27 protein-coding genes and 1 pseudogene are annotated in these 24,679 nt (G+C 72.9%); 12 read left to right on the top strand and 16 right to left on the bottom strand.

The features are described from left to right. Positions 1-10: 10 nt before the first annotated feature. The 4 genes from ACIOWN_RS06340 (at position 11) to ACIOWN_RS06325 (ending at position 2,946) form a co-directional block, all read left to right on the top strand. On the top strand, positions 11-385 hold the full coding sequence (locus ACIOWN_RS06340; protein WP_362354390.1) for a BlaI/MecI/CopY family transcriptional regulator: 375 nt from the start codon (positions 11-13) through the stop codon (positions 383-385). Continuing rightward, a complete protein-coding gene (locus ACIOWN_RS06335) occupies positions 382-1,317 on the top strand; it encodes a M48 family metalloprotease (RefSeq protein WP_401980757.1) in 936 nt (311 codons plus the stop codon). Before ACIOWN_RS06340 ends, ACIOWN_RS06335 begins: the two co-directional genes overlap by 4 nt. Positions 1,318-1,418: 101 nt before the next feature. Then, positions 1,419-1,817: a VOC family protein gene (locus tag ACIOWN_RS06330; protein ID WP_401980754.1), complete on the top strand. Its 399-nt coding sequence runs from the start codon at positions 1,419-1,421 to the stop codon at positions 1,815-1,817. A 58-nt stretch (positions 1,818-1,875) separates the two neighbouring features. Then, complete coding sequence (locus ACIOWN_RS06325) at positions 1,876-2,946, top strand: adenosine deaminase (protein WP_401980752.1); 1,071 nt, start codon at positions 1,876-1,878, stop codon at positions 2,944-2,946. On the opposite strand, the gene ACIOWN_RS06320 is transcribed toward ACIOWN_RS06325, so the two are convergent. After that, entirely contained in the window at positions 2,928-3,443 is a 516-nt protein-coding gene (locus tag ACIOWN_RS06320; protein ID WP_362354382.1) for a DinB family protein, read from the bottom strand. The genes ACIOWN_RS06325 and ACIOWN_RS06320 overlap by 19 nt on opposite strands. A gap of 52 nt (positions 3,444-3,495) precedes the next feature. Further along, the gene (locus ACIOWN_RS06315) at positions 3,496-4,389 is read right to left on the bottom strand and encodes a LysR substrate-binding domain-containing protein (RefSeq protein WP_100571244.1); all 894 of its coding nucleotides are present in this window, start codon (positions 4,387-4,389) and stop codon (positions 3,496-3,498) included. A 130-nt stretch (positions 4,390-4,519) separates the two neighbouring features. On the opposite strand from ACIOWN_RS06315, the gene mgrA reads away from it, so the two are divergent. Beyond that, a complete protein-coding gene (mgrA, locus tag ACIOWN_RS06310; protein WP_362354380.1) occupies positions 4,520-5,512 on the top strand; it encodes an L-glyceraldehyde 3-phosphate reductase in 993 nt (330 codons plus the stop codon). 117 nt (positions 5,513-5,629) lie between these two features. Here the strand turns inward: mgrA and ACIOWN_RS06305 are convergent, their stop codons facing one another. After that, positions 5,630-6,013, bottom strand: coding sequence for a nuclear transport factor 2 family protein (locus tag ACIOWN_RS06305; protein ID WP_362354378.1), 384 nt, complete (start codon positions 6,011-6,013; stop codon positions 5,630-5,632). 302 nt (positions 6,014-6,315) lie between these two features. On the opposite strand from ACIOWN_RS06305, the gene ACIOWN_RS06300 reads away from it, so the two are divergent. Further along, positions 6,316-6,726 (top strand): hypothetical protein, encoded by a 411-nt coding sequence (locus ACIOWN_RS06300; RefSeq protein WP_362354376.1) that lies wholly within the window; start codon positions 6,316-6,318, stop codon positions 6,724-6,726. Here ACIOWN_RS06300 and ACIOWN_RS06295 read toward each other — a convergent pair. Further along, a complete protein-coding gene (locus ACIOWN_RS06295) occupies positions 6,710-7,891 on the bottom strand; it encodes a streptophobe family protein (RefSeq protein WP_362354523.1) in 1,182 nt (393 codons plus the stop codon). The two genes, ACIOWN_RS06300 and ACIOWN_RS06295, sit on opposite strands and share 17 nt — an antisense overlap. A gap of 265 nt (positions 7,892-8,156) precedes the next feature. Between ACIOWN_RS06295 and ACIOWN_RS06290 the strand changes: the two genes are divergently transcribed. After that, positions 8,157-8,612, top strand: a complete 456-nt coding sequence (locus ACIOWN_RS06290) for an ATP-binding protein (protein WP_362354374.1) — start codon at positions 8,157-8,159, stop codon at positions 8,610-8,612. 99 nt (positions 8,613-8,711) lie between these two features. Here ACIOWN_RS06290 and ACIOWN_RS06285 read toward each other — a convergent pair whose 3' ends face one another. Further along, on the bottom strand, positions 8,712-9,596 hold the full coding sequence (locus tag ACIOWN_RS06285; protein ID WP_362354372.1) for an RNA polymerase sigma factor SigF: 885 nt from the start codon (positions 9,594-9,596) through the stop codon (positions 8,712-8,714). A gap of 435 nt (positions 9,597-10,031) precedes the next feature. Between ACIOWN_RS06285 and ACIOWN_RS06280 the strand changes: the two genes are divergently transcribed. Next, the gene (locus ACIOWN_RS06280; protein ID WP_362354370.1) at positions 10,032-10,460 is read left to right on the top strand and encodes a helix-turn-helix transcriptional regulator; all 429 of its coding nucleotides are present in this window, start codon (positions 10,032-10,034) and stop codon (positions 10,458-10,460) included. 53 nt (positions 10,461-10,513) lie between these two features. Here the strand turns inward: ACIOWN_RS06280 and ACIOWN_RS06275 are convergent, their stop codons facing one another. From ACIOWN_RS06275 to ACIOWN_RS06265, 3 genes are all read right to left on the bottom strand, one after another. Then, positions 10,514-11,116, bottom strand: a complete 603-nt coding sequence (locus tag ACIOWN_RS06275) for a ClpP family protease (protein WP_401980745.1) — start codon at positions 11,114-11,116, stop codon at positions 10,514-10,516. Position 11,117: 1 nt separating this feature from the next. Further along, the gene (locus tag ACIOWN_RS06270) at positions 11,118-11,774 is read right to left on the bottom strand and encodes an ATP-dependent Clp protease proteolytic subunit (protein WP_362354366.1); all 657 of its coding nucleotides are present in this window, start codon (positions 11,772-11,774) and stop codon (positions 11,118-11,120) included. Positions 11,775-11,885: 111 nt separating this feature from the next. Next, complete coding sequence (locus tag ACIOWN_RS06265) at positions 11,886-13,088, bottom strand: epoxide hydrolase family protein (RefSeq protein ID WP_401980742.1); 1,203 nt, start codon at positions 13,086-13,088, stop codon at positions 11,886-11,888. Between the two features lie 121 nt (positions 13,089-13,209). On the opposite strand from ACIOWN_RS06265, the gene ACIOWN_RS06260 reads away from it, so the two are divergent. Beyond that, on the top strand, positions 13,210-13,692 hold the full coding sequence (locus ACIOWN_RS06260) for a VOC family protein (protein WP_362354362.1): 483 nt from the start codon (positions 13,210-13,212) through the stop codon (positions 13,690-13,692). An 85-nt stretch (positions 13,693-13,777) separates the two neighbouring features. Here the strand turns inward: ACIOWN_RS06260 and ACIOWN_RS06255 are convergent, their stop codons facing one another. Then, a complete protein-coding gene (locus tag ACIOWN_RS06255; RefSeq protein ID WP_401981080.1) occupies positions 13,778-14,785 on the bottom strand; it encodes a zinc-binding alcohol dehydrogenase family protein in 1,008 nt (335 codons plus the stop codon). Between the two features lie 187 nt (positions 14,786-14,972). Between ACIOWN_RS06255 and ACIOWN_RS06250 the strand changes: the two are divergent. The 3 genes and pseudogenes from ACIOWN_RS06250 to ACIOWN_RS06240 all read left to right on the top strand — a co-directional run. Further along, a pseudogene (locus ACIOWN_RS06250) lies at positions 14,973-15,173 on the top strand (hypothetical protein); the annotation flags it as partial. Then, positions 15,170-15,874, top strand: coding sequence for a ribonuclease H (locus tag ACIOWN_RS06245; RefSeq protein ID WP_362354360.1), 705 nt, complete (start codon positions 15,170-15,172; stop codon positions 15,872-15,874). The pseudogene ACIOWN_RS06250 and the gene ACIOWN_RS06245, both read left to right, overlap by 4 nt. Positions 15,875-15,953: 79 nt before the next feature. Beyond that, positions 15,954-16,937, top strand: coding sequence for an aldo/keto reductase (locus ACIOWN_RS06240; protein ID WP_326801036.1), 984 nt, complete (start codon positions 15,954-15,956; stop codon positions 16,935-16,937). A gap of 134 nt (positions 16,938-17,071) precedes the next feature. On the opposite strand, the gene ACIOWN_RS06235 is transcribed toward ACIOWN_RS06240, so the two are convergent. The 7 genes from ACIOWN_RS06235 to ACIOWN_RS06205 form a co-directional block, all read right to left on the bottom strand. Next, on the bottom strand, positions 17,072-17,497 hold the full coding sequence (locus tag ACIOWN_RS06235; RefSeq protein WP_401980739.1) for an SsgA family sporulation/cell division regulator: 426 nt from the start codon (positions 17,495-17,497) through the stop codon (positions 17,072-17,074). Positions 17,498-17,619: 122 nt separating this feature from the next. Next, a complete protein-coding gene (locus tag ACIOWN_RS06230) occupies positions 17,620-18,579 on the bottom strand; it encodes a threonine/serine dehydratase (RefSeq protein WP_401980737.1) in 960 nt (319 codons plus the stop codon). Between the two features lie 115 nt (positions 18,580-18,694). Continuing rightward, the gene (locus ACIOWN_RS06225) at positions 18,695-19,372 is read right to left on the bottom strand and encodes an AIM24 family protein (protein ID WP_362354354.1); all 678 of its coding nucleotides are present in this window, start codon (positions 19,370-19,372) and stop codon (positions 18,695-18,697) included. 125 nt (positions 19,373-19,497) lie between these two features. Next, positions 19,498-20,730 (bottom strand): serine hydrolase domain-containing protein, encoded by a 1,233-nt coding sequence (locus ACIOWN_RS06220; RefSeq protein WP_362354352.1) that lies wholly within the window; start codon positions 20,728-20,730, stop codon positions 19,498-19,500. Positions 20,731-20,981: 251 nt separating this feature from the next. Further along, on the bottom strand, positions 20,982-21,332 hold the full coding sequence (locus ACIOWN_RS06215; protein WP_401980735.1) for a UBP-type zinc finger domain-containing protein: 351 nt from the start codon (positions 21,330-21,332) through the stop codon (positions 20,982-20,984). Further along, positions 21,329-22,831 (bottom strand): ATP-binding protein, encoded by a 1,503-nt coding sequence (locus ACIOWN_RS06210; RefSeq protein WP_401980732.1) that lies wholly within the window; start codon positions 22,829-22,831, stop codon positions 21,329-21,331. The genes ACIOWN_RS06215 and ACIOWN_RS06210 overlap by 4 nt, the downstream gene beginning before the upstream one ends. Continuing rightward, a complete protein-coding gene (locus ACIOWN_RS06205) occupies positions 22,828-24,504 on the bottom strand; it encodes an FAD-dependent oxidoreductase (RefSeq protein ID WP_362354346.1) in 1,677 nt (558 codons plus the stop codon). The genes ACIOWN_RS06210 and ACIOWN_RS06205 overlap by 4 nt, the downstream gene beginning before the upstream one ends. Positions 24,505-24,679 lie beyond the last annotated feature (175 nt).

Genomic DNA, 24,679 nt, shown 5'->3' with positions numbered 1-24,679 from the left:
GGACGTACCCATGACCGACGACGACAGGGACGAGCGCAGGCCGGCCGGTGAGCTCGAAGCCGGCGTCATGGCCGTCCTGTGGGCCGCCGGTGCGCCCCGCACCCCCGGTGAGGTCCAGCTCGGCCTCGGCAGCGGCCTGGCCCGCACCACGGTCACCACCATCCTGACCCGGCTGCACGACAAGGGCGTCGTCGAGCGCCGCCGCCAGGGGCGCGGATACGCCTACTACCCCGTCCAGGACGCGCACGGGCTGACCGCCCGCCGCATGCACTCCGAGCTCGACCGCGACACCGACCGCGAGACGGTGCTCGCCCGCTTCGTCGCCCAGCTCAGCCCGGACGACGAGCGTGTCCTGCGCGATCTGCTCGAATCCGGTGAGCGATGACCGCGGCCCTGCTCCTGCTCCTGTCCCTGCTGCTGCCGTTCGCCGCGCCGGCCCTTGCCCGGCGCGCGCTCGACCGTCTCGCCCCCGTCACCGCGCTGTGGATGATCACCGGCTTCGCGGTCGTGCTCGCCGGCTGCTCGCTCGCCGCGCTCGGCGCCTTCGTCCTGACCGGCCTGCTCAAGCTGCCCCTCGTCGCGGCGCTGGGCAAGCTCGTGCATCCCGTGTCCATGCCGTCCGACCTGGTGGTCGTCCCGGCGGCCGCGATCTCCGTCGGAGCGCTCGCCGTGTGCGCGGGCACGCTGAGCCGTGCCGCGCTGAGGGAGTTCCGCGCCTTCCGCAGCGCGCACACGGAGGCCGGCCGCGGGCCCGCCGCCGGCGACCTGTGCGTGGTGGACTCCCCGCACCCGGACGCCTACGCGCTGCCCGGCCGCCCGCACCGCATCGTCGTCACCACCGCGATGCTCCGCAGTCTCGACGCGGCCGAGCGCGAGGCGCTGTTCGCCCACGAGCGGGCCCACAACCGGGGCGGCCACCACTACTTCCTGGCCGCCGCCGAACTGGCCGCCCACTGCCATCCCGCCCTGCGGCGGGTCCGCGGGGCGATCCGCCTCGCGGCCGAGCGCGCCGCCGACGAGGCGGCGGCCGCGGCCGTCGGCGACCGCCGTCTGACCGCCCGCGCCATCGCGCGCGCCGCCCTGGCCGGCCACGAGGCCCGCTCCGCACGCCCGGAGTTCGCCCCCGCCGCCACCTCGGGACCGGTCCCGCACCGCGTCAAGGCACTCCTGGCCGCCCCGCACGTCCCGCGCCGCGCCGCGACCCGGATCGCCGCGCTGCTGACGGCCTGCGCCGCGCTCTCCTTCGCCGCCTCGGCGACCGGCATGATCGACGTCCATCACCGGGTCGAGGTCGCCCAGGGCGACACCTCCCGCTGATCCCCTGCCGACCCGCGTCCGGGATGACTGGCGCCATGCACGTTTTACGTATAACCTCACCCGACGATCGCTCCTCGCGATCGCTGTTCCGAAAGGCCCCGATGAGACGCATCGCCCTGGTCACCCTCGTCGTCGACGACTACGACGAGGCGATCCGCTTCTACACCGGAGCGCTCGGCTTCCGGCTCGCCGAGGACGCCCCGCGCCCGGACGGCTCCCGCTGGGTCGTCGTCGAACCGGGCGACGGGACCGGGACCGCGCTGCTCCTCGCCCGCGCCCGGACCGGGGACCAGCAGGCCCGGGTGGGCGACCAGACCGGCGGACGCGTCGGGTTCTTCCTGCACACCGGCGACTTCGCCCGCGATCACGCCCGGATGCGGGCGGCCGGAGTCACCTTCCTGGAGGAGCCGCGGCAGGAGACGTACGGCACGGTCGCCGTCTTCGAGGACCTGTACGGCAACCGCTGGGACCTGCTCCAGCCCGCTCCCGACGCGAGCTGACCACCGAACACCACCACCGCGGACACCACCACCGCTCGACTGCCCTAGGAAACGCCCCATGACCGCGCCCCGCATCGACACCGACACCCTCCGCCGGCTCCCCAAGGCCGTGCTGCACGACCACCTCGACGGCGGCCTGCGCCCCGCCACCGTCGTCGAACTCGCGGACGCGGTCGGTCACACCCTGCCCACCACCGACCCCGCCGCACTCGCCGCCTGGTACTACGACGCGGCCAACTCCGGCGACCTGGTCCGCTACATAGCCACCTTCGAGCACACCCTCGCCGTGATGCAGACCCGCGAGGGGCTGCTGCGCACCGCCGAGGAGTACGTCCTGGACCTGGCCGAGGACGGTGTCGTCTACGCGGAGGTGCGTTACGCCCCCGAACTGATGGTCAACGGCGGGCTGACCCTCGCCGAGGTCGTGGAGACCGTCCAGGAGGGCCTCGCCGCAGGCATGGCCAAGGCCGCCGCCCAGGGCACGCCCGTCCGGGTCGGCACGCTGCTGTGCGGCATGCGGATGTTCGACCGCACCCGTGAGGTCGCCGACCTGGCCGTCGCCCACCGCGACGCCGGCGTCGTGGGCTTCGACATCGCGGGCGCCGAGGACGGCTTCCCGCCCGCCGACCACCTGGACGCGTTCGAGCACCTGCGCCGCGAAAGCGTGCCGTTCACCATCCACGCCGGCGAGGCGCACGGCCTGCCCAGCATCCACCAGGCCCTCCAGGTGTGCGGCGCCCAGCGCATCGGGCACGGCGTGCGCATCACCGAGGACATCGTCGACGGCAAGCTCGGCCGACTGGCCGGCTGGGTGCGCGACCGCCGGATCGCCCTGGAGATGTGCCCCACCTCCAACCTCCAGACCGGCGCCGCCACCTCGATCGCCGAGCACCCCATCACGGAGCTGAAGGACCTCGGCTTCCGGGTCACCCTCAACACCGACAACCGCCTGGTGTCCGGCACCACGATGACCCGCGAGATGTCCCTGCTGGTCGAGCAGGCGGGCTGGACGGCCGAGGACCTGCGCGCGGTCACGGTCAACGCCGTCAAGAGCGCGTTCCTCCCCTTCGACGAGCGCGTGAGCCTGATCCGGGACGTGGTCCTGCCGGGCTACGAGTCCGCGCTCTGAAGCAGCCCCCTGACATAGGCGGCCTGTCCGGCGTGCTGGAGATCGTCGGACAGGACGCTGACCAGGCGCACGCCGAGCGTGACCGGGGGGTCCCAGTTCTCGTCGACGACGCGTTCCAGGTCCTTGGCGGTCAGCCCGCGCAGGGCGGTCAGGGCCTGCTCGTGCACGGCGTCGTAGTAGCCGGTCAGCAGTTCGCCGTCGTCGACCCGCACCTCGGCGACCTTCGCCGGGGTGTGCCCGTAGCCGGTGTCGTGGCGGTCCAGACGCAGCCCGAAGCGCTTGTGCCAGTCCCGCGCGAGCCACACCTGGTCGAGGCCGAACGCGTCGGCGACGTGGTCGTCCTGCACGCGCGTGAGGTGCCAGACGAGCCAGGCGACGGAGTTGGCGTCCGCCGCGGGACGGGCGTTGAGCAATTCGGACGGCAGGCCGTCGACGACGGCATGGACCTCTTCCCGGATGCGGGCGTGGCCCTCGACGAGGATGTCCTTCGCATGCATACGTCCACCTTGGCGCATCGCCGGCCGTCCCGCGTCCGGAATCCGGCCCGCGTCAGGCGGTGCCCGGCTCCTCCGGCCCGAGCAGGGTGATCAGGGCACGGGCCGCCGGGCTGGTGGCCTGTTCGGGCGGCAGCAGGGCGACGGTCTCGTACTCCGTCTCCGTGGCGCCCTTGAGCGGCAGCGCGGTGAGCGAAGGCCGCTTGTGCCGGAAGTGGCGCGGGACGACGGCGATGCCCAGGTTCTCGTCGACCAGATCGAGCAGGCTGTGCACGTCGTTGACCTCCAGGGCCACCGTGCGCCGGACCCCCGCGGCGGCGAAGGCCGCGTCGGTGGTCCGGCGCGGCCCCCAGTCCGGATGGAAGTCGACGAAGACCTCGCCGTCCAGGTCCCGCGGCGTCAGGACGGCCTGGGCGGACGCGAGGCGGTGGCCCGGGTGGCACAGCACCGTCATCGGCTCGCCGGCCAGGGACACCGAGCGCAGCTGGTCGGTGTCCGCGCGGGTCCGGTAGGCGAACGCCAGGTCGAGCCGGCCGGCCGCGACCTCCTCCGCCAGCGCGCCCGAACCCGTCTGCCGCAGCCGGATCTCCACATCCGGGTGCCGCCGCCGGAACGCGGCCAGCAGCCCGGCCACATGCACCCCGGCGATGCACTGCTCGGTGCCGAGTGAGAGCGTGCCGCGCAGCACGCCCTGCACCGCCGCCACCGCCTCGTGCGCCGCCCGCACCTGCGCCAGGATCCGCTGCGCCTCGCCGAGCAGCGCACGCCCGGCCTCGGTGAGCGTCACCCGGCGCGTGGTGCGCACGAACAGGGAGGTCTGCAACTCACGCTCCAGCGCGCGGATCGACGCCGAGAGCCCCGACTGGGAGACCATCAGGCGCTCCGCCGCCCGGGTGAAGTGCCGGTCCTCGGCGACCGCGACGAAGTGCTGGAGATGACGCAGTTCCATGATTGAGCAGCCTAGTCGTTGAATCCCATCGGATTCTCCTGTTGGACTGCTGCCGCCGGGGCGCGCGAGAGTTGGGGACACTGGTTCCGCCGGAACCGTTCACCTTCGTGCCAACCCCGATGGAGTCGCGTTGTTCACCGCCCACCCCGACCGCTACGCGGACATGCCCTACCGGCGCACCGGACGCAGTGGCCTGAAGCTCCCCGCGCTGTCGCTCGGCCTGTGGCACAACTTCGGCCCGGACCGCCCGGTCGACACCCAGCGCGCGATCCTGCGCCGCGCCTTCGACCTCGGCGTCACCCACTTCGACCTGGCCAACAACTACGGCCCGCCGCCCGGCGCCGCCGAGTCCGCCCTCGGCGACGCGCTCCGGGCCGATTTCGGGCCGTACCGCGACGAGTTGGTCATCTCCACCAAGGCCGGCTACCTGATGTGGCCCGGCCCGTACGGCGAATGGGGCTCCCGCAAGTACCTGCTGTCCTCGCTGGACCAGAGTCTGAAGCGCATGGGCCTCGACTACGTCGACGTCTTCTACTCGCACCGCCCCGACCCGGACACCCCGCTGGAGGAGACCATGGGTGCCCTGCACTCGGCGGTCCAGCAGGGCAAGGCGCTCTACGTCGGCGTCTCCAACTACTCCGCCGACCAGACCCGCGAGGCCGCCCGGATCCTGGGCGAGCTGGGCACCCCGCTGCTGATCCACCAGCCCCGCTATTCGATGCTCGACCGGCGCCCCGAGGAGGAGGGCCTCCTGGACGCCCTGGACGAGCTCCAGGTCGGCTCCATCGCCTACTCCCCGCTGGAGCAGGGCCTGCTCACCGCCCGTTATCTGGACGGCATCCCCGAGGACTCCCGGGCTGCGGGCGACAGCCCGTTCCTCGACTCCGCCGCGGTGACCGGCGAACTGGTGGGCAGGCTGCGCGCGCTGGACGGGATCGCCAAGTCCCGTGGGCAGTCCCTGGCGCAGATGGCGCTGGCCTGGGTGCTGCGCGGCGGACGGGTCACCTCGGCCCTGGTCGGCGCGAGCAGCCCGCGGCAACTGGAGGACAGCGTCGCCGCGACGCGTTCCCTGGATTTCGACGCGGAGGAGCTGGCCCGCATCGACGCGGCCATCGCGCTGTAGCACCGCGTGGCGGGCCCGTGGCCCGAGCCGGCCCCGCGCCCGCACCGGCCCCGGCGGACGCCCGCCGGGGCCGGACCTCCGCCGCGGCGGTGGGTCCTGCTCCGGTGGGACCGCGTCTCAGGCCGCCGCCGGCACCCGGTCGAGGAAGCCGAGGACGGTCCGGATCCTGCCCTCCTCGTCCAGGGTGACCACGTCGGAGCCGGCGACCGGGGCGGTACCCCCGGTCTCGTGGACGAGTTCCCAGGAGAAGCGGGCCGTGTCGTGATGGCCGTCGACGGTGCCGGTGAGCCGGAAGGCGAACCCGGGGAACTGCTCGCGCGCTGCACCGATGACGGCGGCGATCTCCTCGTGGCCGCCGGCCTCGGCCAGGGGGTCGGTGTAGGTGCCGTCGGGGCTCCAGGCGTCGGCCACCGCCTTCGCCCGGGCCTGGGCGTCCGGGGCGTTCCAGGCCTCGAAGTAGCGGGTGACGGCGATCGTGTACCGGTCGGTCTGCGCGGACATGCTGAATCAGCCTCCATCGGGGTCGTAAACGCTGGTCGGAGCCCGGGTCCCGGTGCTCGGCGACCCGATGGGACCACCCTGCCGCGCGGGCGCCGCCGGGGTCGATTACCCCGCGGGTCATGCCCGCGATCACGGATCGTCGCGTTTCGGCCACCTGGCGTGAGGAACATGCCCGGAGACTGGCCGGAAAGTCGTGGTGACAGTGGTTCAGCAGTGAACATACTCGAATTCAGGGGCACTTCACCGCATAAAAGCCGCACGGACCGGGGCCGACCGGGCGGCGAGGCCACGGGGGAGGAGCAGTGCACGACGAATTCCTGTGCCATGTCACCGCGTACGGTGTGTGCGGCGGCCGCCGCATCGGCGTACCGCTCGGCACCTACCGGGCGCCCACCCTGGCCCTGGCCCTGTGGTGGCTGCGCGACCGCGCCTCCTGGATCGCCGAGAGGCTCGACCCCGGCCCCGACACCCCCCATGTCCCGTCCGGCGCGCTGGTCCCGGTGCCGGAGTCCGTGCCCGACGTCCCCGCCATCCTGCGCGCCTGGTGCGCCGACCTGGCCCAACAGGAGATCGTGGCGGACGAGTTGACCGAGGGAAGGCTGGTGCGGATCGCCGCCAGCGACGAGACCACGGAGTACGAGCTGCTCGCCGAGTCGGTGGACGCCCTGCGCATGCACCGCACCCTGCCCGCGCTCGTCATGCCCATGGCCTGACCGTCCGGCGCCGTGACCGGCACGCCGCCAGAGCACCCAGGAAGCCCGTGACCAGACCCCACAGGACGGCGAGGCCCAGCGCACCCCAGAACCGGGGACGCAGCAGCACCTCTCCGGAGAGGCCGCCGCCCACGTCTCCGATGCCGAGGAGCGACAGACCGTAGTGCGCGGAGATCCGGCCGACGGCACAGACCGCCAGGACCGTCAGCAGCAGGGCGACGGCCATGCGGACGGCGTGCCGCCAGGCCGGCGTCCCGGCCGGGGAACGCGCCGCCATCAGGAACGCGGCGCCCAGCAGCAGCACCGCGTCCACGACCACCAGCCACCACACCCGGCCGTCGTGCCCGGCGAGCGTGCCGATGTTGAGCGTGGAGACGTCCGGCGTGCGCAGCACCTCGTCGAGCAGACGCGGCATCGGCAGCCCGAACGGGCCGTCCACCCGGCCGTTCCAGGTGGCTCCGAGGCCGATGGTGAACACCGGCCAGACCACGTTGGGAAGCCCGAGCAGGATCACGGCCACGTGCTCCGCCGGGCGCCCGCGGGTGGCCGCCGTCACGAGCGCGACGACGAGGCCCACGACCACGTACGCGAGCAGCAGGACCACCATGGCGTACGCCGCCGGACGCACCGGCTCCCGCCATCGCAGCAGCCGCGCGGGCAACGGCGCCCCGGGCGCCACCAGGAGGGCCAGCACCAGTACGCCCGCCAGCCACAGCAGCCCGAAGAGCACGGTGAGCGGCACCCGCGCGGCGAAGCCGACCTCCGGCGCGGCGCCGAACAGCCCGCCGATGGCGCCGAGCATCCCGTTGCCGAGGTCGACGGCGAAGGTCTGCCGGGCGACCAGCGCGAGACCGATCAGCACGAGCAGCCACAGGGCGGCGATCCGGGCGGCCCACCCGGCCAGTTCGCGCGCCCCGGCCACCGCGCGGTGCCGCAGCGGCCGCAGAAAGCACGCGGCCACGACGAGTGTGCCGACCAGCGTGACCGACAGCGGCATCACCGTGATGCCCGCGTGCGTCCGGGCGAGGGGGCCGGCGTCGCCGGACAGGTCGACGCTGCCGCCGACGGCCGTCACCACGGTCGCGGCGACCACCCGGGGAAAGGCGTTGCCGGGAAGACGCGCCGCACCGGCCGCCCACAGCCCGAGTGCGGCCATCACGCCCATGGCCGCCACCCCGGCCAGTACTGTGGCCAGGGCCTGCGCCCAGCCATGCCGGGCCGTCGGCGGTGCCGGGGGACTCGGCGGGACCGGGAGGCTCGGCGGGACCGGAGGGCTCGCGGGGCTCACACCGCCACGCTATGCAGGGCTGCGGCGCCGCGCCTGCCGGAGGGTCCGTCCGCGTCCGACGGGTGGGACTGCCGGGCGCGGCTCGGGGTAACAGCACAGGTGCAGCAGTGTCCGGCCTGGCCGGCTTCCGAGAGAGACACGCATGACCGACCATCTGGACGGGGCAGTGATAACGACTGGTTTCGACGTTCCCGTGGAACCGCTCCGGCGGGCGACGCACTACACCGGCGAACCGGGTTGCATCGCCGAGGCGCGGTCCTTCGCCGCGCACTTCCTGGACCAGCTCAGGACCGAGTGGTGCGCCGAGATCGGCCGCCGCTGCGGTGACGCGCTCCTGCTGGTGGTCAGCGAACTGGTCACCAACGCCGACCGGCACAGCGACGGACCGTACATCCTGGAGCTGGAGGGCACGGACAGCACGGTGAACGTGTGCGTGTACGACAGCAGCGCCGTACTGCCCCGGCGCTTCCCCCGGGATCCGCGGCGGGTGGGCCGGCACGGCCTGGAGATCGTGCACGCGCTGGCGCGCGAGGTGACCGTGGAACGCGTCCCGGTGGGCAAGCGCGTCCGCGCGCTGGTCGAACTCGGCAGCGAGTGACCAGCGCGCGGACGGAGTGACCCGCTGAGCCGGCGCGGGCGCGCCGACGAGCCCCAGGGCCTCTCGCTCGGACAGACCCCAGGCTCGTTCGGACAGACCCTAGGCGCAGCCCAGTTCGCCGAGCATGCCCTGGCGTAGCTGGGTGATGATCCGCTTGATCAGCCGGGAGACGTGCATCTGCGAGCAGCCGAGCCGTTCACCGATCTCCGCCTGGGTGGCCTCCTCCACGAACCGCAGATGGATGATCTGCCGGTCGCGTTCACTGAGCCCGGCCACCAGCGGCGCGAGGGCGTGGAAGTCCTCGACGAGCCTGATCCCGTCCTCCTCCACGCCGATGAAGTCGGCGAGCACCGCCTCGCCGTCCTCCGCTCCCTCACCGGTGAGGGCGGCGTCCAGCGACGCGGAGTTGTAGCCGTTGGAGGCGATCTGGGCCTCCACCACCTGGTCCTCGGAGATGTTCATGAGCGTGGCGAGTTCGGCCAGGGTCGGGTCCCGGTCCAGGCGGCTGGACAGCTCCTCGCGCGCCCGGGCCAGTTCGACCCGCAGCTCCTGGAGCCGCCGCGGCACGTGCACCGCCCAGGTGGTGTCCCGGAAGAACCGCTTGATCTCGCCCACGATGTAGGGCAGGGCGAACGAGGTGAACTCCACCTCGCGCGCCAGCTCGAACCGGTCGATCGCCTTGATCAGGCCGATCATCCCGGTCTGGACGATGTCCTCCATGTCGTCGCCGCGGTTGCGGAACCGCCCGGCCGCGAACCGCACCAGCGACATGTTCATCTCGATGAGCGTGTTGCGGGCGTACTGGTACTCGTGCGTGCCCTCGTCGAGTTCGGTCAGACGCCGGAAGAAGTGGCGGGACAGCTCGCGCGCGTCACGCGGAGCGACCGACCGCGGGTCCTCCACCCCCGGCAGCGCCCCGTCACCCGTTTCGGCCTTCCGGGTCTTCCCGACCGCTGCCCCGGACCGGATCACGGTGGTGTCCATCGCCTCTCCCACGTAAGTCACGGTTCGCCCTCTGCCTCGTCGGCCTGCGTACTTCTGCTCCGGCGCTCCGGCACCGAGCGGTTGTGCGACCCCCGGGTACCCGGGGCGCCGGGATGTATGCCCGCCGCCGTCCCCCGGGGGTCCCGCTCCGCTCCTTGCCTGCCCGGCCGTTGGAGCTGCGGATACCCGCAGTCACCGAGGGCATGCCCTTCGTGCGTTGGGGCGGCGCGAATTCGACGGTGCGGGGAGGGCGGACGCGGCTGAGGGGCGGGAGGACCGGCCGCGGATTCACCCAGGGCGCAACCGCCCTCCCTTCCGCCCGAGTCCGGGGCTCCCAGGGTCTTTCGTTTGGATCAGGCCGGATCAGGGAGCGAGGCACGGCACCAGGGCCCGCGAGCCCGGCATGGTCCGAACGAGAGGCCCTAGGGTGGGGGAATGAGCGAACGAGCGCCGAACCGAGCCCCCGTCATCCCCCTGCGCCCGTCGGCCGCGCGCCCGGCGCCGTCCCGCCCGCCACGCGAACGTCCCGCCCAGAGCCGCACCCCGGCGGCCGCGCCCAGAGAACCTCTCTGGCGCGATCTCGTCGGCGACGTCCTGCGTCGTGAACGGCAGGCGCAGGAGCGCACGCTCCAGGACGTCGCCGACGCGGCCCGGATCTCGATGCCGTATCTGTCCGAGGTCGAACGCGGCCGCAAGGAGGCCTCCTCGGAGATCCTCGCGGCCGCGGCGCAGGCGCTCGGCATCGGCCTCGGCGACCTGCTCTCCCTCGTCCAGGACGAACTGGCGCGCACCGCGGCGCGCGGCGCCGTACGCGGCCGCGGCACCTCCATCCCCCGCCACGGCGGACTGTGCCTGGCCGCCTGACATCCGCACCGGGCCGGCGCCTCGGAGCCGTGAGAGGCACCGGCCCGCGTGCGTCAGACCTGTGCGAGGCGCCGGCTCAGCACCTCGTCGGCCAGCCCGTACGCCACCGCCTTTTCGGCGGTGAACACCTTGTCGCGGTCCATGTCCGCGCGCAGTGTCGCCGGGTCGTGGCCGGTGTGCCGGGACAGCACCTCCTCGACCTGGGAGCGGATCCGGCTCATCTCCCTGGCCTGGAGCGCCAGATCGGAGACCGTGCCCTGCCGCCCGCCGGAGGCCGGCTGCCCCAGCAGCACCCGGGCGTGCTCCAGCACGAACCGCCGCCCCGGGTCGCCGCCCGCCAGCAGCACCGCCGCCGTCGAGGCCGCCTGCCCCACGCAGAACGTGGAGATCGGCGCCTGTACGAACGTCATCGTGTCGTAGATGGCCATCAGCGAAGTGAACGAGCCACCGGGCGAGTTGAGGTAGATCGCGATCTCCTGGTCCGGGGCCGCCGACTCCAGGTGGAGCAGCTGGGCGATGACGACGCCCGCGACCCCGTCGTCGATCTCGGTGCCGAGGAAGACGATGCGTTCGTTCAGCAACCTGCTGAACACGTCGTAGGACCGCTCACCCTGCGCGGTGCGCTCGATGACGTACGGAACCGTGTACGACCCCATGTCAGAGCCCCATCCGCCGGCGCGAGTCGGCCGGGCGGATGCCGGCGACCGACTCCACCACCCGGTCCACCATCCCGTACTCCCTGGCCTGTTCGGCGGTGAACCAGCGGTCCCGGTCGCCGTCCCGCCGGATCGTCTCCTCGCTCTGCCCGGTGTGCTCGGCGGTGAGCCGCTCGATGGTGCGCTTGGTGTGCTCCAGGTTCTCCGCCTGGATCTCGATGTCCGCGGTGGTGCCGCCGATGCCCGCCGACGGCTGGTGCATCATGATCCGCGCGTTCGGCAGCGCGAACCGCTTGCCCCGCGTGCCCACCGCGAGCAGGAACTGGCCCATGCTCGCGGCGAATCCCATCGCCAGCGTCGACACGTCGTTCGGGATGAGCCGCATCGTGTCGTAGATGGCGAGCCCCGCGGTGACGGATCCGCCGGGGCTGTTGATGTACAGGGCGATGTCGGTGCGCGGGTCCTCCGCCGACAACAGCAGCAGTTGGGCGCACACCCGGTTGGCCGACACCTCGTCGACCTGGGTGCCCAGGAACACGATCCGCTGGGCGAGCAGCCCGGCCGCGAGATGGTCGTCGAACCGGCTGGGCGTGGTGTCGTGCTCCTCGGCGCGCGGCGCGAGCGCGCCGGACGGGAGCAGTGCGGTCGGTGGCGTCATCGGGTCTCCTTGTCGTGGCACGGAAGCCGTCGACCCCACTGTCGGCCCGGTGCCACCGCCGCGTACGGATTCTCTGCCCGTGGCAGATTCGCCACGGGCGGAGCGGCCCGGTCAGCCCTTCTCGCGGAGCTGCCGGAAGAACGCCCGTACGTCCGTGACCAGCAGGTCCGGCTCCTCCATCGCCGCGAAGTGGCCGCCGTGGTCGAACTGCGTCCAGCGCACGATGTTCTCGGTGCGCTCCGCCCTGTGCCGCAGCGGGAGTTGCAGCTCGGCGGGGAAGACGGCGAGCGCGGTCGGGGCGGTCGACGGATCGGCGGGCGCGGCGGCCCGGCCGGAGGCGTGCGCCCGCTCGTAGTAGATGCGCGCGGACGAACCGGCCGTCCCGGTCAGCCAGTACAGCATCACGTCGGTGAGCATCCGGTCCCGGTCGACGGCCTCCTCGGGCAGGTCGTCGCAGTCCGTCCATTCACGGAATTTCTCGACGATCCAGGCGAGCTGGCCGACCGGCGAGTCGGTGAGCGCGTACGCCAGGGTCTGCGGGCGGCTGGCGTTCAGTGCCGCGTAGCCCGCGCCCTCCCGCTGCCAGGCGTCCCAGCGCCGCCACGACGTGAGCGTCCGCTCCCGCTCCTCGGCGTCGAGCCCGGCCAGCTCCTCCCCGGTCGGTTCGGTGGTCTGCTGCGCGCCCGGCAGCAGATTCAGGTGGACGCCGATCACCCGGCCGGGGTGGGCGCGGCCCAGCTCGCGGGAGATCGCCGCGCCCCAGTCGCCGCCCTGCGCGCCGAACCGCTCGTAGCCGAGCCGCCGCATCAGTTCGGCCCACGCGTCGGCGACCCGTCCCGCCTCCCAGCCGCGTTCGGTGGTGGGCCCGGACAGCCCGAAGCCCGGGATGGTCGGCAGGACGAGGTGGAAGGCGTCGGCCGGGTCGCCGCCGTGGGCGGCCGGGTCGGTGAGCGGGCCCACGATGTCCAGGAACTCGACGATCGAGCCCGGCCAGCCGTGCGTGACGACCAGCGCGGTGGCGTCCGGCTCCGGCGAGCGGACGTGGGCGAAGTGCACATTCGCCCCGTCGATCGTGGTCGTGAACTGCGGCCACTGGTTCAGCCGCGCCTCGGCCGCCCGCCAGTCGTAATCGTGCCGCCAGTACCGCACGAGCTCGCGCAGGTAGCCGACGGGGACGCCGTGGTCCCAGCCCGAGCCGGGCAGCTCGTCCGGCCAGCGGGTGCGGTCGAGGCGGTCGTACAGATCGTCCAGGTCGCTCTGCGGGACGCTGAGCCGGAAGGGCCGGATGCCGTCGGCGGGCGGTGACGTCGTCATGCCCGCGATGCTAATTCCGAGCCGGTGCGCGGCTCCGGGAATTTTTGCCGGAGCACCGATGAGTTTCGCGGCGCGGGCCGGTCGATACGGACGAGCGCGTCCCACACCCCAGGAGGAACCCGTGGCCACCGAAGGATTCACCACCTGTCTCTGGTTCGACGGCCAGGCCGAGGAGGCGGCCCACTACTACGTCTCGGTCTTCAAGAACTCCGGCATCGGGCGGATCGGCCGCTACACCGAGGCCGGACCCGGCCCGGCCGGATCCGTGATCGCGGTCGACTTCGTGGCGAACGGCCAGAAGTTCGTCGCGCTGAACGGCGGTCCGCAGTTCACGTTCAACGAGTCGATCTCCTTCCAGATCCACTGCGAGAACCAGGACGAGATCGACCACTACTGGACCAGGCTCACCGAGAACGGCGGCGAGCCGGGCCCCTGCGGCTGGCTCAAGGACAGGTACGGCGTCTCCTGGCAGGTGGTCCCGGAGCGGCTCATCGACATGATCGGCGACCCCGACGCCGAGAAGGCGGCCCGCACCACGCGGGCGATGCTCGCCATGGGCAAGCTCGACATCGCCGCCCTGGAAAGGGCGTACGCGGGCGAGTGACGGCGGGCGACGGGGCCGGTCCACCCGTCCGGGGGAGTGGACCGGCCCCACTGTTTTGGTGCCGGGGCGAAGGAGCGCGCTCCGGTCAGGGCAGGTCGTTCACCAGCACCGCGGCCCCGTCGAAGCGGCCTGCCTTGAGGTCCTCCAGCGCCTGCGGGGCCCGCGAGAGCGGATAGGCGTGCGTGGTGGCGCGCACCCCGTGCCGGGCGGCCAGGGCGAGGAAGTCCCGGCCGTCGTCGCGTGTGTTCGAGGTGACGCTGCGCAGTTCCTTCTCGTAGAACAGCTCGCGCTCGTAGCGAAGCGGCGGTGTGTCGCTCAGGTGGATGCCGGCCACGGACAGCACGCCGCCGCGGTCGAGGGCCCGCAGCGCCACGGGGACCAGGTCGCCCACGGGGGCGAACAGGATCGCGCTGTCCAGCGGCTCGGGCGGGGCCGCGTACGCGTCCTGGACCGAGGCCGCGCCCAGCTCCAGCGCGAGTCGCCGCGCGGCTTCCCCGCGGGTCATGACGTGCACCCTGGCGCCCTCCGCGAGTGCCACCTGCGCGCACAGATGGGCGCTGCCGCCGAATCCGTACAGGCCGAGGCGTCCGCCGGGCGGCAGCGCGGCCCGGCGCAGCGCCCGGAAGCCGATGATCCCCGCGCACAGCAGCGGCGCGAGCGCCACGTCGTCGACCTCGCCGGGCAGCCGGTAGGCGAACGCGGCCGGGACGGTCGTGTACTCGGCGTAACCGCCGTCGGCGTCCCAGCCGGTGTACCGGGAGGCCGGGCACAGGTTCTCCGCGCCGCGCAGACAGTACGCGCAGGTGCCGTCGGTGCTCCGCAGCCAGGCCACGCCCACCCGGTCGCCGGGCGCGAAGCCGTTCACCGCCCGCCCCCGGCCCGCCACCACGCCCACGACCTCGTGACCGGGCGTGACCCCGGTCCGGTGCACCGGCAGATCGCCCTCGGTGACGTGCAGATCGGTGCGGCACACCCCGCACGCGCGTACGTGGACCAGCAGCTCGTCGTCCCCCGGCTCGGGGACCGGTTTCACCGTCAGCCGCAGCGGCCCCTCCTCCACGGGCCGGGGGCCGGTCACCGTCCACGCCCGCATCGTGCCGTCCGTCATCTCGCGTCCCGTCCGCCGTGGCCGCCCGGTTCCTCGCCGTCCGTCCCAGTGTGGAACAGGCGGGCCGACTCGGCGCGCGACCGCACCGGGGAGTCACTGGCGTGAGGACCGGACGAGTCACCGAACGGGAGAGGGTGGCGGCCATGGCGGTACGACCCGAGGGAACCGTTCCGCGACCCGGCGGGGCGGTGTGCTGCGGTTCGGCCCGCACGACAGCCCCTTCGGCCGGCTCGCGGCGCTCACCGATCCGCAGGGTGCGAACTTCTCGGTGATCGACGTCACCACGACCCGGAGGGGGAGGCCGCAGGCCGCGGACGTGTCCTGGGACGTGTCCTGGACGACGGTCCGGAGGATGCGTCCGGCCGTGGCATGATCGAGCCCATGCGTGAACGTGTGGTGGCCGCCTGCGACGGGGCGTCGAAGGGAAATCCGGGTCCGGCGGGCTGGGCGTGGGTCGTCTCGGACGACGCCGTCAGCCCGGTCCGCTGGGAGGCGGGAGCGCTCGGTACCGCCACCAACAACATCGCCGAACTCACCGCGCTGGAGCGGCTGTTGACTGCGACCGACCCGGACGTGCCGCTCGAGGTGCGGATGGACTCGCAGTACGCGATGAAGGCCGTGACCACCTGGCTGCCCGGCTGGAAGCGCAACGGCTGGAAGACGGCCGCGGGCAAGCCGGTCGCCAACCAGGAGCTGGTCGTGCGGATCGACGAGCTGCTGCAGGGCCGCTCGGTCGACTTCCGTTACGTGCCCGCCCACCAGGTCGACGGCGACCCGCTCAACGACTTCGCGGACCGGGCGGCCAGCCAGGCGGCGAGCGCGCAGCAGTCCGCGGGCAGCGCCCTCGGCTCGCCGGAGCCGCCGCCCTCCGCGCCCGTGTCCGCCGCCCCGCGCCGCCGCACGAACGGGACCAAGGCGGCACGGCCGCGCTCCGGCGGCTCGTCGTCCCGCACGATCAAGGCGAAGTTCCCCGGCCGCTGCGTGTGCGGCCGCCCGTACGCGGCCGGCGAGTCCATCGCCCGCAACGACCAGGGCTGGGGCCACCCGGAGTGCCGCGCGGCGGCCGCCGGGTAGCCGCGACGGCCGCGTACGGGGCACCGGTCCCGGAGCGGCCCGCTCCGCGCGGGTGGACGCCTGATGACAGACTGTCGTCATGGACGAACGTGAATTCGGCAGGTCGCACCAGCACGCGTCGGTCGTCGGGCTCGGCACCTGGCAACTGGGCGCCGACTGGGGCGACGTGGACGACAAGGAAGCCCTCTCCGTCCTGGAGGCGGCCGCCGAGTCGGGGGTGACCTTCCTCGACACCGCCGATGTCTACGGCGACGGGCGCAGCGAGTCGGCCATCGCCACCTTCCTCGGCAGCCGGCCGGACCACCACGCGCTGGTCGCCACCAAGATGGGCCGGCGCGTCGAGCAGATCCCGGAGAACTACGTCCTGGACAACTTCCGCGCCTGGAACGACCGTTCCCGGCGCAACCTGGGCATCGACCGCATCGACCTGGTGCAGCTGCACTGCCCGCCCACCTCCGTGTACTCCAGTGACGCGGTGTTCGACGCGCTGGACACCCTGGTGGAGGAGGAGCGGATCGCCGCCTACGGCGTCAGCGTGGAGACCTGCGCCGAGGCGCTGACGGCGATCGCCCGGCCGAACGTGGCCAGTGTGCAGATCATCCTCAACCCGTTCCGCATGAAGCCGCTGCGCGAGGTGCTGCCCGCGGCGCGGGAGGCGGGCGTCGGCATCATCGCCCGGGTCCCGCTCGCCTCCGGGCTGCTGTCGGGCAAGTACACCAAGGACACCGTCTTCGCCGCCGACGACCACCGCACCTACAACCGGCACGGCGAGGCCTTCGACCAGGGCGAGACCTTCTCCGGCGTCGACTTCGCGACGGGCGTGGAGGCCGCGGCCGAGTTCGCCGCGCTCGCCCCCGAGGGCTGGACCCCGGCCCAGCTCGCGCTGCGCTGGATCATCCAGCAGCCCGGCGTCACCACGGTCATCCCGGGCGCCCGCTCGCCGGAGCAGGCCCGCGCCAACGCTGCCGCCGCGAAGCTGCCCCCGCTGGGCGAGGAGACCCTCGCGGCCATCCGGGACCTCTACGAGCGGCGGATCAAGGACCAGGTGGAGGCCCGCTGGTAGCGGCGGGCCGGGGCGGCCGCGGGAATCCGCGGGACACAGGCGCCGGCCCGGCACTCGGGCCGGCCCCGGCCGCCGGGAGCCGGAGCGGACCCGGCGTCGCGGCATCATCGGTGCGGCGGCGACGGCGGCCTCGCTCAGCTTCCGGTGAGCACCTGCGCGAGGAAGTCGTCGACACCGGCGTCCTCCTCGCCGGGCGTCACCAAGGCATAGGTCTCCCGCAGGAACGCCCCGACGGCGGCCGCCCACACGAACACCGTCGCGTGCTGCCGCCCTCCGTCGGCGTGGGCGTCGCCGAGGAACTCCATGCACAGTTCCTCCGACAGGCCGTCGGAGACGGGGCGGAAGCGGACGTCGCCGACGCCGACCGGCTCTCTCAGCCCCTCGTCGAGCATGCCCCGGTCCACCCTCCACCGGGCCAGCACCCGTCCGTCGTGCGTGAAGACGATCGTGACGGCGAACGGGTCGTCGGCGTCGTAGTCCAGGTGCGCCAGCACGGGGAAGCGTTCCATTCCGTGCGCCTGCAACTGCACCACCAGACTCTTGCGCACCATGGCGTTCACGAATTCGGCCCTCCGAGGACGACTGCGGGACGTAGACCCCTCTGGTACCCCTGATACGCGTGAGATGCCCGGCTGTTCGAAGTAATCTCCCGATGCCGCGACGGCGGGACCGGCGGTGCTGGTCAGCGCAGTTGGAACCGGTCCGCCCAGGACATGACGTCGGCGACCGCCGCGTTGCCCCCGCACACCACCAGGCCGAGCCGGACGCCCGGGCCCATCAGCTCCCTCACCCGCCAGGCGGCAGGCAGCAGGGAGCCCGCGGCGGGCTCGGCCCAGACCTTGGCGTGCTCAGCGAGGTCGAGGCTGCCTCGCACGGCCTCCCGGTCGGGCACCACGAGCACCTCGTGCACGAGGGCGCGGACATGGTCGTACGTCAGCCTCGAGACCGTCGGGGCGCTCAGCGTCGTCACGATCGAGGAGAGGGCGACCGGGACCGGGCCGCCGGACGCCAGCGCCTCGGACATGGCCTCGGCTCCCTCGGTCTCCACGCCCCAGATCCGCACCCCGGGCCGCAGCGCGTGCAGTGCCGCTGCGACGCCCGCGATCAGCCCGCCGCCCCCGATGCTGACGAGCACGTCGGTCAGCTCCCCGGCGTCGGCGGCCAGCTCAAGGCCGACGGTGCCCTGCCCGGCGACCACCACCTCGTCGTCGAAGGGATGGACCAGGGTGAGCCCCTCGTCCCGCAGCCGCGCGGCCGTCGCGAACGCCTCGTCCATGCCGTCGGTCAGCCGCACCGACGCCCCGGCCGCCTCGGCGATGGCGACGGACCGGGCGGGCGCCGAGCGCGGCATGACGACGGTGGCCTTCACGTGCAGCGCGGCGGCCATCACGGCGAGCGCGATCCCGTGGTTGCCACCGCTGACCGCGACCACGCCCGCGGCCCGCTCCGCCTCGTCGAGCGACAGCAGCCGCGCCGTGGCGCCGCGCGCCTTGAAGGAGCCCGTGCGCTGCAACAGCTCCAGCTTCGCGGTCACCGGGGCGCCGAGCAGCGCGGACAGGCCGGGGCTCGGCATGGTCGGGGTGCGCACGACGTGTCCGGCGATCCGCTCGGCGGCGGTTTCGATCTCCGAGATGCCGATCAAGGCAGTCCACCTTTCCGGCGCGGCTGGTGATCCGCGCCGACCCGACCCTCACCTGCCGGGGTCACGCAGGTCAACAGGTCCGCCGCATCCACCCCCTGGGACGGCCTGCTCTCCCTCAGTGCTGCTGGGGCCGGTGCGGCGTCGCCTCGCTCGGCCGGACGACGACGTGGCCCTCGCCCTCCAGCATGAGCTGCACCGCCTCGCCGGACCCGCCGCGCAGCATCGATCCGAACGACTGCGAGCGGTGCAGCGACGTCCTCAGGCGGGCGGTCCAGCCGACGATTGCGTCCGTGTCGACGTAGACGGGCTGCCGCGGCGTGACCGGTATGACCAGCGGGCTGCCCTCGCACGCCAGGCCCAGCAGGCCCTGCCCGGTGAACACGCTGTTGAACAGCCCGCCGCCCGCGATGCCCGAACCCTTCACCGTCCTGATCTCGTACGACAGGGTCGCGTCGAAGCACAGCACGTTGCGGCCGTTGACGGTGAACTCGTCACCCGGGTCGACCTCGACGACGAAGCAGTTCAGGGCCTCCTGCGCGAACCAGGCCTCGCCCTGCCCGCGTACGGTCATCAGCGGCAGCCCCTCCCCGGTGACCGCGCGCTTGAGCATGCCGCCGACGCCCTGGCTCCTGCGCTCGAACCGCAGGTCGCCGCGGTACGCGACCATCGAGCCCTGGCGGGCGAACATCTCGCCGTCCACTGTGTACTTGACGCACTTGGAGTTCTCGACGGTCATGCCGGGCGCGGTCGCGGGGCCCACCACGTACTCACTGGAAAACAGGTCACCCTTCATGCGGGCATCCTGGCCCGGAGGCAGCCGTTCCGCCTAGTGCTGTGGCCGGGAAGGTTCGCCGGGAAGCTCGCGGCGTCCGGTGCGGGCGTCGCGAGCCGGTGAACCTATCCGGTCGCAGTACTGGATCACTGCGCGAGGTCGTTCTCCATCGCCGTGCCCGGCAGGTGGGCGGCGCCGCGCGCCTTCGTCTGCTTGCCGCAGAACGCCGACTCCAGGGTGCGCAGCATCGTCAGCTGCACGGCGCCGTTGTTGGAGGTGTTGGCGAGCGCGGCCAGGCTGCGCCTGCCGTCCTTGCTGGTGAACGCGTAGGTGTAGTAGCCCTGTACGGCGCCGGTGTGCCCGTACACCGACACCCCGCACGACAGGTCCCGGCGGCGCAGCCCGAGCCCGTACGCCTGGCCGGTGCCCGCGGGGATCCACCGCTGCATCTGGTCCAACTGGGCGGGCGGAAGCAGCCGTCCGCCCAGCAGCGCCGAGAAGAACGTGTTGAGGTCGCGGGTGCTGGAGATGAGCGCGCCCGCGCTCTGCGCCCAGGACATCGTCTGCTCGGTGGCGTCCACCGGGGGTGACGCGGCCTCGTCGGGGGTGAGGTAGCCGCGCGCGTACCGGCCGGGGATCGTCGTGGCGGGGTGGACGTAGAAGGTGTCGCTCAGCTTCAGCGGCTTGATGACGCGGTTCTCGTACGCGGCGCGCACCGGATGGCCGGTCAGCTTCTCGATGAGCAGGCCGACGACCACGAAGTTCGTGTTGGAGTAGGCGTAGACGGCGCCGGGCGCCTGGGTGGGCGGGTGCTTCAGGGACAGGGCGAGCAGTTGACGGTACGTGAAGACCTTGGTGCGGACGGCCTCGAAGCCTGGCACGGTGCCGGCGAACAACTCTTTCGTGTAGTCGTACAGACCGCTGCGGTGGCTGAGCACGTGCCGCACCGTGATCCGGTCGTCCGGCAGTAGTCCCGGCAGGTAGCGGTTGACCGGGTCGTCGAGTCTCACCCGGCCCTCGGCGGCCAGTTGCAGCAGTACGACCGCGGAGAAGGTCTTGGTGACGCTGCCGATGCGGAACCGGTCGGCCGTGCTGATCCAGTCCCCGGTCCCGCGGTCGGCGACGCCCTCCGTGGCCTTGTACACCGTCGCGTGGTCGTCGTAGGAGGCCCGGTGGTCGTCGATCCGCGCCATCGCGCCCGGCGCGCCCTGCTTCAGCGCCGTGCGCAGGAGGGTGCCGAGTGCCGCCGTGTCCGGGGCGGGCGGCGCGTCCGGCGCCGCAGTGCCGGTCCGGTGGTGCACCGCGTGCGCAGGACCTGCCAGCAGGGCCGGCACGAGCACTCCGAGTACCGCACCGCTGCACACCGTTCGTGAGGCCATCCGATTCCTCTTCCGTCTCCGTCCGCGCGGCGAACCGTGCGAGTCCGGCCGCATCCGGGCAGAGCAACCCTCTCCCATCCGGTCACGTCTCCCCGGCCGACACACAGTCGCCCGCCCGCCGATCACTGAGTGGGGTGGATGGGGAATGCGCCGTCAGCCATGGGGGCCGGCCTCGCCCATCGGGACCGTCAGGGCACAGCGGATGCCCCGCCTTCCGGCGGGGCATCGGGGCATGCGGCAGGGAGTGTGGCTCAGCGCAGTGTGTCCGCCCAGTCCGCTGGGACGCGGCCCGCCGGGCCGGGGGTCGGCTGGTCCTTCGGGTGGCTCTCGGGCGGGGCGAGTTGGGGGCCGGATTCGTAGAGCTCGCTCGTGTCGTAGTTCCAGAACCAGCCCTCGCCCGGCTCGTAGCTGCGGATCACCGGGTGTCCGGTGGCCCGGTTGTGGGCGGTGGCGTGCTTGCCGGGGGAGTCGTCGCAGCAGCCGATGTGGCCGCAGCGGGCGCAGCGCCGCAGATGGAACCACCAGCCGCCGGCCGCGTCGCACTCGGCGCAGCCGGTGCCGCTGGGCGGCACACGGGGGTCGATACCGGTGTCACGGGTCATGTCGGCTCCTCGGAGGTCGGGCGTGCCCCGGCGGTGGACGGCCCTCCGGCCGCCGCCGGCCCGTCGCCGTCCGCGGCGTTCAGCGGCAGCAGCACCTTGAACCGGGTGTCGCCGGGCACCGACTTCACGCAGATGGCGCCGTGGTGCTTGTTGACGACGATCCGCCAGGAGATGTCGAGGCCGAGGCCGGTGCCCCGGCCGACCGGCTTGGTGGTGAAGAACGGGTCGAAGATGCGGTCCCGGATCTCCGGCGGCACCCCGGGGCCGGTGTCCCGGAACTCGACCAGCAGCCGGTCGTCGTGGAGCGCGGTCCGCACGGTCAGCGTGCCCTCGCCGCCCGCGCCGTCCATGGCGCACACCGCGTTGTCGATCAGATTGGTCCATACCTGGTTGAGTTCGGCCGGATAGGCGGGGATCCGCGGCAGCGTACGGTCGTACTCCCTGACGACCTCGATCCGCGGCCCGATCTTGCCGGACAGCATCAGCAGGGTGCTGTCGAGGAGTTCGTGCACATCGGCGACCTGGTACGGGGCGCGGTCCAGCTGGGAGTACTGCTTGGCGGCGTCCACGAGCCGGGAGACCCGGGTGGTGGAGTCCGCGATCTCGTCCATCAGCAGTTCCGTCTCCACCGTGTAGTTGAGCCACCCCACCGCGCCCGGCAGGATCTCCTCGTCGACGGCCGCCGCGACCTGGTCCAGCCAGTCGGCGTCGAGCCCCGCCTGCACGAAGGTGGGGGCCAGTTGCGGGCCCTGGTCGATGCCGTGGTCATCCAGCCAGTCGGTGAGCTCGTCCTCGCGGTCGGCGGCCTGGAGCGGACTGAGGTCCGGGGCCTTGGCGACCCGTTCGGCCGTCCGCTCCTGGATCTCGATGAGGTTGGTCAACTGGTCCCGGGAGAAGGGCCCTTCAGCGATCACGGCGAGCTTGCGCCGCATCTTGGCCACCCGTTCCCGCAGCGTCGCGGTGGCCCGTACGGCCGCCGCCGCGGGATTGTTCAGCTCATGGGTCAGCCCGGCGGACAGCGAGCCGAGTGCCAGCAGCCGCTCCCGCTGCCCGACGGCCGCCTGGGTGCTCTTCGACCCGAAGAACAGCCCCTCCAGCAGGTGCACCGCCATCGGGAACCATTCCCGCATGATGTCCGCGAACGCGTCGGCGGGCAGCACGAAGAACCGGGTCGGCTCCGTGACCCGCATCGAGTTGATGTAGACCTGCCGCAGCCGGTCCCCGAGATACGCCTGCATGGCGCCCGAGTACACCCCGCGCTGCGAGGTCCGGCTGACCTCCACGTCGTCGCCGCCGACCCGGCGCGAGAGCACCACCGTCCCCTCGATCATCACGTAGAAGGAGGTGGCCGGCTCGCCCTCGGTGTACACCGGGCCGGGCTCGAACCTCTCCACCCGCCCCTCGGCGCACAGCCGGCCCAGCTGCTCGGGACGCAGCTTCTCGAACAGGAACAGCGAGCCGATCTCACCGGCGCTGCACGGCATCGGCCGCCCGCTCACGACTGCTCCAGGTAACGGTGGACGAGCAACACGGCCATGGCTCCCTCTCCGACGGCGGACGCGACCCGTTTGGCGGACTCCGCCCGCGCGTCACCGGCGACGAACACGCCGGGCACGTTGGTCTCCAGGTGGTACGGCGGCCGGTCCAGCTCCCACCCCGGGGGCGGCCGCCCGTCGGCGGTGAGGTCGGGTCCGGACAGGATGAACCCGCGCCCGTCCCGCAGCACCGTGCCGTCCAGCCAGTCGGTCCGCGGCGCCGCCCCGATGAACACGAACATCCACTGCGCGTCGACGAGTTCGCTCTCCCCGGTGACGGTGTCGCGCAGGGCCAGCTTCTCCAGGTGGCCCGAGCCGTGCGCGGCGTCCACGACGGTGCCCGTGCGGACCGTGATGTTGGGGGCCTCGTCGATCTGCTGGATCAGGTAGTACGACATCGACGCCGCCAGCGACGCCCCGCGCACCAGCAGGGTCACCGACTTCGCGCCCCGGGCCAGGTACATCGCCGCCTGCCCCGCGGAGTTGGCGCCGCCGACGATGTAGACGTCCTGCCCCTGGCAGGAGGGCGCCTCGGTCAGTGCCGAACCGTAGAACACCCCGCATCCGGTCAGCTCCTCCACTCCGGCCGCCGGGAGCTGCCGGTAGGACACGCCGGTCGCCAGGATCACGCTGTGCGCGGAGACCGCCGAACCGTCGGAGAACCGCACGCTCCGCGCCGCCCCGCAGATCTCCAGGCCGGTCACCTCGCGCGCGGTCAGGATCTCCGCGCCGAACCGCGTCGCCTGCCGCCGGGCCCGGTCGGTGAGCTGGGCGCCGGAGACGCCGTCCGGGAAGCCGAGGTAGTTCTCGATCCGGGAACTCTGCCCCGCCTGGCCGCCGGTCGCCGAACGTTCCACGAGCACCGTCCGCAGTCCCTCGGAGGCCCCGTAGACGGCCGCGCCGAGCCCGGCCGGGCCGCCGCCGACCACCACCAGGTCGTAGAACTCGGCCGCCGGTGTCGTCGCGAGCCCCACGTGGGCCGCGAGCTCGGCCGGCTCCGGTTCCACCAGCGGGGTGCCGTCCGGGGTGACCACCAGCGGCAGCCGCTGACCGTCCTGCCCGGCCGCCGCCAGCAGCCTCCCGCCCTCCGGTTCGTCCGAGGAGTACCAGCGGTACGGCACCTGGTTGCGGGCCAGGAACTCCCGCACCTGGGAGGACCGCGCCGACCAGCGGTGTCCCACCACCTTCGTGCTCGGCACCGGCCGGCGGTCGCTGCTCCGCCAGACCTGGAGCAGGTCGTCCAGGACCGGGTACAGCTTCTCCTCGGGCGGGTCCCAGGGCTTGAGGAGGTAGTGGTCGAGGTCGACCACGTTGATCGCGTCGATCGCCGCGTCGGTGTCCGCGTACGCGGTCAGCAGCACCCGCCGGGCGCCCGGATGGATGTCGAGGGCCCGTTCGAGGAACTCGATGCCGTTCATCCGCGGCATGCGGAAGTCGGCCAGGATCACGGCGACGGGATCGCCCCGCAGCTTCAGCTCGCGCAGCGCGTCCAGCGCGGACTCGCCGGACTCGGCGCGCACGATCCGGTACGTACCGCTGTAGCGCCGCCTGAGATCGCGGGCGACGGCGCGGGACACCCCCGGATCGTCGTCCACGGTCATGATGACGGTCCGCGCCTGCTCCTGGGGCTGTGTCATGCGGCTGTCACCCCGCGTGCTCGGGGATCGGCGTCCCGGTGCGCCCCCGTCGCCACCGCGCCGGCTCCTGCCCATCGTATGTGCGCCCGTCCCGGTTCGCCCAGGCTGTGCTTCTCTCCTCGGTCGGGTCGCCAGACATCGCCGGAATCCAAGGGCGGGCTCGCCCATGAGGCAG

The organism is Streptomyces sp. NPDC087787 (assembly GCF_044743035.1).
Classification (GTDB): domain Bacteria; phylum Actinomycetota; class Actinomycetes; order Streptomycetales; family Streptomycetaceae; genus Streptomyces.
Note: the sequence above shows the minus strand (reverse complement) of the source record. Positions and strands in the feature narration are given on the sequence as shown.